The organism is Xanthocytophaga flava, assembly GCF_030068545.1.
Taxonomy (GTDB): Bacteria; Bacteroidota; Bacteroidia; order Cytophagales; family 172606-1; genus Xanthocytophaga; species Xanthocytophaga flava.
Genome location: NZ_JASJOR010000066.1, coordinates 1 through 8,888 on the forward strand (window position 1 = coordinate 1; position 8,888 = coordinate 8,888).

Here is an 8,888-nt window from a genome sequence, read left to right on the forward strand (position 1 = left end):
AAGATCCCTTGGCGACCAGGACGTACCTTCCCTAGACCCAGACAGAAAAGTTCCCGACGAAAATTTCCTACTCATAAACGATCTGGATTGTAAACAGTCCTTAAGTTGACAGCATTGAGCGGACGCTACTTTCAATGTGGGCACGGGTGGACACCCGCGCCAGAGACTTTCTTTATTTCCAGAAAAGATATGGGATACGATAAGGGACTAACCTCACTGCAGAGGCGGTTTGAGCACCTACACTACTTTCGTGGTTAAAAGTATCACAACTCTCTTTGTAGCTCCTTTGTTTAGCTTCGCTATGTATCTCTCCTCAATGCCTAATTCATTCCCTCAAAATAAGTTTGACTACCTCAATTTTCATGGGCAGATAATGGATTTTGACATTCACTATTGATGCAAACAAAATAATTGTCTTTGATTACATTAATCCAACCACATGTACTACAAATCCGGAATTCGAATGCAACGGTAAAAAAATCCGGAAATGGAATCCCAACCTTTTCTAAGGCGTATTTTACTGCACTCCAGGATTTAGGCGAAGGACAATAACCTGTAGATTGATTGGTGATTTGACTAATGAGGTATGATTTGTTTTTACCTAATTCAAATGTTATTTCGCCTGCAGACAATACGTTTTCTCCTGCAGCACAGACAACATGTTCGGAATGTCTGTCATTGATCAGTAAATTATGTTCTAAGTCAATAATAAATGTTGCGGTTATTTCTGAGTTACCATCTGGTTTTTGGTTCGTTTTCTTAATCCAGTATTCGATATCTGCAACTGATCTAATGCAGTATCCCTTCCATTCTGCTTTCACCAATCGAAGCAATCCGGTATCTCCAACAAATATATATTCCATCTGTTTATCCATTCTAACTTGAATTCAGAATCCGAATTTCCAGAAGCAGACATCCTTTCCAGGTATACCGGCCAGCTAAATCATTACTTATTGCACAACCAGGTCGGTTTCGGCATTCAGCTCATTATCGGCTTTCACCTTGTCCCAAATACGTAATTTAACATGATAGGTTTGACCGGCTGCCATGGGTTGTGCAATGGTAATCTTCCCACGTAGTTCAGTAGCATCTGCAGGCGGATGACCCTGATCGCCTGAAAACAAGTCATCGGCCTTAAGTACTGGCGTTCCCTTTGTGTCAGTCACCAACAAACTCATTCCTGGAAAAGCCTTGCCGTCCTTAAGCCCATAATTATTTATCCCAAGCGCTACTATGGCTATCTCTGAATTTAACTTTACTTTATTATCGGTCATGCGATTATTTTCCGGATCTACCAATGCCATATCTTGTACAACAAAGCCATTGTAGTTGAATGACAGTCCTGTAAGAAGGTCTTTCTTGGCTCCTTTGCTATAATTGCATCCGGCAAATATCAGGCAGCTTAGTAGTACGAGTAGAGGTGTTGCTACGGTGGTCTTTGGGTTTTTCATAAGTGTACCAGAATATATATATAGAGTTCAAATCGTATGAAACAGAATCGTTACAGAGGCCAAGAAGATATACTAGCAGTCCGCCAATGCTCCAGACATATCATTTATGGATATCTTTACATTTTGCAAAGGTATGGTCTGCAAAAGACGACTGTCAATAACCCTTTATACAACTCTGATAGGGCATTCCCCAGAAGATTACTGGCGTCGAGACGTACTAAGTATTGTTATGTCGCCCTGTTTAGTGAGAAAATATGAGTTACAATACAAACTTTTCTCACTAACGGATTTTTACGTAAAGCCAAATGGATATTCTTAATCAGGAAATCTGTATGCTTTCTGTGTTGTTTGTATGAATCTCAGGCCAATTGTAAACAATTTAATTCTTTACAGATAAGTCCTCATTCGGTATAAAACCAAATGGCAGCAAAAATGCCTCTATTTCTTTCAGAAACTGTGTTTTTAATTATTGGCTGCTTATTCAGTTCTATTTCGGGTATACAATACATTCGCAGATAGGTAACCCATCTAAAAAGACTTTTACAGCTTTTACTGTATCGAGTTCCTATTTATTGTCTGGATGTAAATTCTTTGACCATAACTGATATAGTCTTTCATAGTGAAGATTGCAATTGAGTTTGGCTACAATAAGTCCCTGGACTGAATCATTCCAGGTAACACTGTAGGCTTCTCTCTAAAGTGAGCCAGTAGTAATTAGAGCCTAGCTGGCATTGGCAAACTTAACAGGAGCTCTAAAAAATATTGCAACATAAATACTCCAACCAGAACACCAAATAAAGAATAGAGAGTTAATGCATTTTTTGTATTTGGTTTTTCTATTTTATTGTTTTATACGTTTTTTTTCGGTATTTATTTTTAGGAGCAATGAAGTCTGCTCTTGCCAAGCTTCTCATAGTAGGGTAATCTCAATAACCCGATTATCCGGATCAATATAGATCCATTCTGTATTGTCCAGATCCGGCACACATGCAATCAAATCCTCTCCTGCTTTGTGTTTTGCCAAAGCCATTTCCCCTAAGAAAATTGTCATTTCATACCTTTCTTGTCCACTGGAACCTAACCATGCATCAGTTACTATTTTTCGGTTTTTCTGGATTGCGTCATATCCCACATAGTTCAGGTTATCCTCCTCTTTGTACCAGGGTTTTGCTGCCACTCCATCACACCAGAATGACCTCAATATTTCATCTTCACACAGTTCAAAGGCCGCAGTAAGATGAAACTCCAGATACACACAGAAATTCTCATCAAATGAATTATAAACGTTTTCTGTCATGCTGTATAAGCTATCTGTTTCCTTCTATGGAAATGTATACAATGGCAAATAGAATATAGCGAATATACAACTTACAAGCAACAGACTATAATCTTGCTCTATTACTCGTGTAAAGTTAATTTTATGTATAGCACAAATCAACCTGCTAAATCGCTATATTTACTCAGCTCAGAGGTGGAATGGTGTCCATAAGAACGTTGCCGTAAACTGTACTTCCACACAAACGGGATATAAATTCGGGGTAGTACTGCAGGTTCGAATCCTGCCTGAGCCTATTGACAATTGCTGTAAGATTAGCTGAAAATAAAGCGAGAAGTTAGTCAGGTAATAGGCACAAGTAGTGTAAAAGGATAAATCAAATGTATGCATTACATAGGCAAAGAAAGAGCATTAAAAAGAATATCTGCCAGAAGAGCACAACTACAGATAGATGAGAAAACTCACCATAAGGTGTACATAGAACACTTATTGGAACGAATTAACTTGTTACCAGATGAGTTTCTGATATACTACTTTAGAACGGCTACTAATGAATCTATTCTTTTATCTTCCAGACGATTTATCCTTTTTGATACCAATCAGCATGTTCGTTTTATAGGAGTAGAAGAGATAAAGGAAGTAAAATTCAATCCTGAGTTTAAAACAGATTTAGACGCATCTTTTCTATTGATTTTAGAACTGCATATTCAACCACCTTTGACTATATCCATGTCTAATGGGCCAGAAGGAATCTCGCTTGTAAATGCCATTTCTACTATCAGGAGAGTAATGTATGAATAATCATTTAGTAATGTATGCTCTAAATGCATTTATGTAAACTTACTATTCATAAGATTCAAAGTAATTCTGCTAAAGATATGTTTCTATAGTTCCTGTTCTGTATGCCTGTTAAGGATGTTGTGCCTGTGTGTGAGCAGCTTCTTTCTTTCGGTTCTTTTCTGCCCATTGGCTCAGATGATCCAGTATCGGAGTCAGCTCAATAGCCATTTCCGTAAGTTCATATTCTACCCTTGGCGGCACTTCCGGATAGACCGTTCGCTTCAGAAGGCCATCCTCTTCCATTGCTTGCAACTGCAAGGTTAACATACGCTCAGAGATATAGGAAAACTCCTTCTTTAATTCACTAAACCGCATCTGTCTTTGTTTGAGTTTATCAAGAATTAACAATTTCCAACGACCGCTGAGTATATGTACTGCATAGGTGAGGTTGCAGTTGATAATGCATTGCTCGTTTCGGGTAAAGGTGGAGGTTGTTTTTCTGCCTGGCATTACTTACAAATTTTATAGTAGCACACAATTCATTACAGGTAAATCAAAAATACGCGCAAAGCCCTACTATTGCAAAAAACAAAAATTTCAGCAATATGGACTTATATTTAAACAAGAAAACCGCTATTGTAAGTGGAGCAAGTCAGGGTATAGGCAGAGCCATTGCCAGAGAGCTTGCCCTTGAAGGAGTGAAAGTGCTGGCAACTGCCCGTAACGAAGCGTTGCTTAACGATTTAAAATCAGACATCATCGCTTCAGGAGGTACGGAACCTGTTTTACTGGTTCAAGACTTTGTAGATAAAGAAGCACCTCAGCGAATAGCCAGAGCAGCGTTAGATAACTTAGGACAGGTAGATATTCTGATAAACAATGCAGGCCGTAGCAGACCCGTGCCACTTACCGGGCAGGAAGAAGACTGGATTGCCGCCATGACGCTTGACTTTGAGCAACACCGCAAGTTAACGCATCTGCTTATACCACATTTTATAGAACGAAAACAGGGAGCAATTCTCAACCTCACCAGCACCTATGAGCTACGTCAACTGAATGTATCAGCCATTGCCAAAGCAGCTGTAACAGCCTGGTCAAAACAACTTGCGGGTGAACTAGGCAAGTATGGCATCAGAGTCAATTGCCTCCAGCCAGGTTTGATTGATACCAATAACATCCGCCCCTATTTTCCGGGAGAGGAACGACAACGCTTTGCAGAACAAGCGATTCCGTTGGGCGATTTCGGTGAGCCGCAGGATATGGCTAACATGGCCGTTTTCCTTGTCTCTCCGCGAGCCAGATACGTCACTGGAACAGTAGCTGTGGTGGATGGTGGCATGCGTAATTATGCCTTTTAGCATTTGGTACAATGTATAAAAACTGAGCACCTGTTTGTGCGTTTCCACTACTATACAGTTAGTGTTTAAGTTGCATCCTATTGACTTTAGAGATGTAAAGTCTTTCCTTTGTGATAGTAACTTATACCAGAAAACTGAGAAGTTGTCTAACCTGATTTTTAAAAGCTTCAATCGCCTATGGTAGTTGCAATTTCGCCTGTTGGGGGATATACAACCAGACACAACTATTTAATACGCTCTATAAAATCATGTTAGACAACTTCACTATCTATACGCCTAATATACCAGTAGCTATTAGCCTACTATTCATCCTGTGCTCATGCCATTCAAAAGAAGAAAAGGTCATCATTAAATATACATATTTTAATATGACAACCCCTATCAGTACGGAATGTGATACATTTGAAAGTACAGAAGTTTATAAAACAAAAGAAATTACGAATCAAGCATTTATTGATTCTTTATATGAGGAAATCAAAAACTTAGAGCTAATAACAGATCCGGACTATGCGTCTTATACACCAGACACCAGAGCCAAAATCCTATTTCCTCGTATCAGCCAAAATCCAATTTGCGTAGGAGTCCCTGTTGTAAGAATTGATAACAATCTATTTGATAATACTGATAATCTCAGGACTCTTATTGATCGCCAAATGGCGATTGAATAAAGTCTATTTCTGTTCTTTACAAATCTGACACTCTGTTGTATAGTAAGCCTTCAGATTTGAACAAACTTCTTTGGCAATATTTTCAAATACAAGCGATGAAAATGGAATCTGTTTTTTTATCGGACGATCTATCAGCTTTCTATTTTTCTTTCGTTCCATACGACATTGTATCCAGAACAATCCTTTCTTATCAAATCCAATATTGAAAAGCTCTGGATTTCTCCTCAACATGGTATCAAATGAATAAGAATCCTGCTTAAAAAGGCAATCATCAATAAAAATAATTAGCTTATTAATCAGGTGAAACCCATCAGAGGATATTTGATACTTCATAAAATCAAAATGGTACTTATGGCCAGCTCGGATGTTAAAAGGAGAAGGTCTTTCTGAAATATATACATAATTATCTTTGTAAATTAAGCTACTTCCATTGATCAAAGATATATCCAGGCTATCTATCATTTTTCCTTGATAAATTAAGAGTGCATACAGTAGAGCATTCTCTTTATCCTTTTTTAATTTCACTTTTAATTTTCCTTGTGCCTGAACCGGATTATTAGTGAGTGCACAGAATAAGTATAACAGGAGTAATACAATTTTACTCATATTTAAAACAAAGACAGGTATGTAGATCTGTTTGTGCTTTGCTGTGAGGATCAACAAATTAAATTATTGTCTGTCCAGCCAGGAAAGTCAACTCAAAATACTAATGAATCAGAGATGATTGATTGAACTTTTCAATGTAACATTTCGAATATTTTTTTTTAAATGCTTATATTCTATGACATAGCGCCCACATTAATAAAACCCTAATAATCAACCACTTAAAACCCAATCCTATATTTCTTTTAAATTAAAAGAAATATAGGATTAGTTTAACATCAATTATATGTATCCAATTGAACTGAAAAATTTTTATCTATTGTATAACATTTGTTAGTATGTATGTCACAAAAAGACCAGTTAGTGTAGTCTCCCTCCAGATTAGGTGTTCTATCACAGAATACAGTAAGTCTTTTGCTACTTTTAAAATGTATAGACAGGTCATAAAAATTGCTTAAGCTAACTTCTTCAATTATGTCACCTTCTAAAGCATTAATAGTTAAAGTGAGATGACCAGTTTCCGGATCTGGAGACTCATTCCAGCCAGAAAGAACTTCATTTCCTTTCTCAAGACGCCATGTACAGTATATGTATAAAATATAGACAACCGGCTCACCTATTTCAAATAAAATTATTGAACCATTTCCTCCTCCAGCAATAGTTTTCACCACACATTGCTGCTTTACAACCTCTACTACCCTCTTAATTTCTTCCATACTGAATTATAAGACTATTTAAAATAATATAAATGCCAACCCGGGAATCTAGCTGTTTTTTGTATAACATCTTTGTCTTCCAGTAGATCAAAACGATTTTGTATCTCTCCCTCCGAAAGTGTGGAGAGTGGGTCATCCGATTTATCACGTAAGAATAAAGAAATCCTCCATGGATCAAAACCATCTATACGTCCATTTATACCATAATTAAAATCTATTTGTTCTTTTCCAATAGAAATACGACAGCCAATACCATGAAAATAATAGAAAGCCCTTTTACCATTAATAGCAAACACCCCTTCTTGTGAGACTTTTCTACTACACCAATCTGCTAAAGGATTAGTAGTTTTAAATTTCTCCTTCAATGTAGAATCTATTTCTTTTACTTTACTTATATAGAGTTGTATCCAATCTACTAAGCGATTTAACTCTTCATCTGAAATGTTCATACTGCTGTATCTAAAAGATGGTGATTTAAGGTGGTACTAATCCGGTAGGCAAATGTAATTCTTTTATACACCTTCATAAGATTCAACTCTGTTTTTCCAGAAGAAACAATGTGTAGAATCAGCTATACAATTCTCCTATAAAGTGTATTCATTTGAACGTTTTTAGCTATAATTTACGCTTCACTTTCTATTTTTTCAAATCAATAACTATCTTTACTTAACAATCTTTATTGCCTCCCCTGATCACTAACGTTAATTCCAAACCCTATTGACCCCTTTTCACACTGAAGAAGATCTGATACGGCAGCTAAAAGATGGCAATCAGGCAGCTTTTAAAACGATCTTTCATTTGTATTACAGGCCTTTAACCTTGTTTGCAATGAAATACGTGGGAGATGTGGAAGAGGCAAAGGAGATTACACAGGAATTTTTCATCCGGTTTTGGGAAAAACACGCTTCGGTTGAAATCAATTTCTCCTTAAAAACCTATCTCTACCATTCAGTCCGGAACGCCTGTTATAATTTTATAGAGAAAAATAAAGTCGCTCAGCGAAGATTAACGGACTGGAAGGAAAATCCTTTTATTCAGGACCCTATCCTTGATAAGATCATCGCAGCGGAACAGGAAGAAATATTGTTAAAGGGGATTGACAGTTTACCCGAAAAATGCAAAGAAATTTTTATGATGAGCCGAATCGAAAAACTCTCTAATAAAGAAATTGCGGCTAAACTACAGATCTCCGTTAAAACAGTAGAGGGACAAATCACAATAGCACTGAAAAGGTTAAAAAATTTACTTATCTCCCTCCTACTCTCCTTCGGATTTCTACTCCGATAAATAATCCCCTCTTAGTCAGCAGCTTACCTGCACTTATTTCTCTAGCTACAGGTAAAAGATCCTAATCATGTCCCATAACTTTTCTGGAAATGAAGGATTAAAAAAGAAAGCACTGGTTCGAACGTCCGTTCGGACCTACACATGAGTCATCCCGAATTTTGAGTAAAAAATGCCATTGAGAAAGGATAATAAATGTCACAAAGAGAGCAAATACGACTTCAATCATAGATGGTGGTGTAGGTGCGTTGGCAATCTTTTCTCCGCGAGGTTGGCCTTTGGCCTTGCGGGCGGAAGGATCGGAGAAAAGTGCCCTTTTTTTGGTTACTATTTTTGGGCAAGCAAAAAAAGTAACAGGTGGTAGGAAGAGAAATATTCTGGACTGTAAACAAGTATAAATGCTAGCAAGCAAAAAAGGAAGGAGCTAGCGGAAGAGCAATGCAAGTGACAATAGACAAATGAAGAATCTTCTTGCCATGGCGGACACGTGTGACAAATAGAGCCATGTTTACTTCTGAAAAGATTTTCTCCAAATCCAGAGGCCGCCGGTCTTGCCACGAGATTCTTCCAGAAGGACAGATGAGGTAGTTTGAGTGGTTTTCTTACCTTGACAGCATTGAGCGGACGCTCAATGCTGTCAACTTAAGGACTGTTTACAATCCAGATCGTTTATGAGTAGGAAATTTTCGTCGGGAACTTTTCTGTCTGGGTCTAGGGAAGGTACGTCCTGGTCGCCAAGGGATCTTGTATTT

11 protein-coding genes and 1 tRNA gene are annotated in these 8,888 nt (G+C 37.7%); 5 read left to right on the top strand and 7 right to left on the bottom strand.

Annotation, left to right across the window (positions count from 1 at the left end; all coding sequences use genetic code 11):
* Positions 1-353: 353 nt before the first annotated feature.
* From QNI15_RS38565 to QNI15_RS38575, 3 genes are all read right to left on the bottom strand, one after another.
* Complete coding sequence (locus QNI15_RS38565; RefSeq protein WP_314037506.1) at positions 354-863, bottom strand: hypothetical protein; 510 nt, start codon at positions 861-863, stop codon at positions 354-356.
* 87 nt (positions 864-950) lie between these two features.
* Complete coding sequence (locus QNI15_RS38570) at positions 951-1,451, bottom strand: hypothetical protein (protein WP_314005749.1); 501 nt, start codon at positions 1,449-1,451, stop codon at positions 951-953.
* Between the two features lie 910 nt (positions 1,452-2,361).
* Positions 2,362-2,748 (bottom strand): hypothetical protein, encoded by a 387-nt coding sequence (locus tag QNI15_RS38575; RefSeq protein ID WP_314005746.1) that lies wholly within the window; start codon positions 2,746-2,748, stop codon positions 2,362-2,364.
* A gap of 166 nt (positions 2,749-2,914) precedes the next feature.
* On the opposite strand from QNI15_RS38575, the gene QNI15_RS38580 reads away from it, so the two are divergent.
* Both QNI15_RS38580 and QNI15_RS38585 read left to right on the top strand, forming a co-directional pair.
* Positions 2,915-3,022 (top strand) — tRNA-Tyr (locus tag QNI15_RS38580).
* A gap of 89 nt (positions 3,023-3,111) precedes the next feature.
* Positions 3,112-3,528 carry a hypothetical protein gene (locus QNI15_RS38585; protein WP_314037507.1) on the top strand — a complete coding sequence of 139 codons (417 nt, stop codon included), beginning with the start codon at positions 3,112-3,114 and terminating at the stop codon, positions 3,526-3,528.
* 108 nt (positions 3,529-3,636) lie between these two features.
* On the opposite strand, the gene QNI15_RS38590 is transcribed toward QNI15_RS38585, so the two are convergent.
* A complete protein-coding gene (locus tag QNI15_RS38590) occupies positions 3,637-4,017 on the bottom strand; it encodes a winged helix-turn-helix transcriptional regulator (RefSeq protein ID WP_314037513.1) in 381 nt (126 codons plus the stop codon).
* 95 nt (positions 4,018-4,112) lie between these two features.
* Here QNI15_RS38590 and QNI15_RS38595 point away from each other — a divergent pair, with 95 nt between their 5' ends.
* Positions 4,113-4,865, top strand: a complete 753-nt coding sequence (locus tag QNI15_RS38595) for an SDR family NAD(P)-dependent oxidoreductase (protein ID WP_314005738.1) — start codon at positions 4,113-4,115, stop codon at positions 4,863-4,865.
* Between the two features lie 248 nt (positions 4,866-5,113).
* Positions 5,114-5,533 (top strand): hypothetical protein, encoded by a 420-nt coding sequence (locus QNI15_RS38600; protein WP_314037515.1) that lies wholly within the window; start codon positions 5,114-5,116, stop codon positions 5,531-5,533.
* A gap of 3 nt (positions 5,534-5,536) precedes the next feature.
* Here QNI15_RS38600 and QNI15_RS38605 read toward each other — a convergent pair whose 3' ends face one another.
* From QNI15_RS38605 to QNI15_RS38615, 3 genes are all read right to left on the bottom strand, one after another.
* On the bottom strand, positions 5,537-6,139 hold the full coding sequence (locus QNI15_RS38605) for a hypothetical protein (RefSeq protein WP_314005731.1): 603 nt from the start codon (positions 6,137-6,139) through the stop codon (positions 5,537-5,539).
* A gap of 275 nt (positions 6,140-6,414) precedes the next feature.
* A complete protein-coding gene (locus QNI15_RS38610; RefSeq protein ID WP_314005728.1) occupies positions 6,415-6,852 on the bottom strand; it encodes a hypothetical protein in 438 nt (145 codons plus the stop codon).
* A 14-nt stretch (positions 6,853-6,866) separates the two neighbouring features.
* Entirely contained in the window at positions 6,867-7,301 is a 435-nt protein-coding gene (locus tag QNI15_RS38615) for a DUF6896 domain-containing protein (RefSeq protein ID WP_314037517.1), read from the bottom strand.
* 268 nt (positions 7,302-7,569) lie between these two features.
* On the opposite strand from QNI15_RS38615, the gene QNI15_RS38620 reads away from it, so the two are divergent.
* Positions 7,570-8,139: an RNA polymerase sigma-70 factor gene (locus QNI15_RS38620; RefSeq protein ID WP_314005722.1), complete on the top strand. Its 570-nt coding sequence runs from the start codon at positions 7,570-7,572 to the stop codon at positions 8,137-8,139.
* Positions 8,140-8,888: the final 749 nt, after the last annotated feature.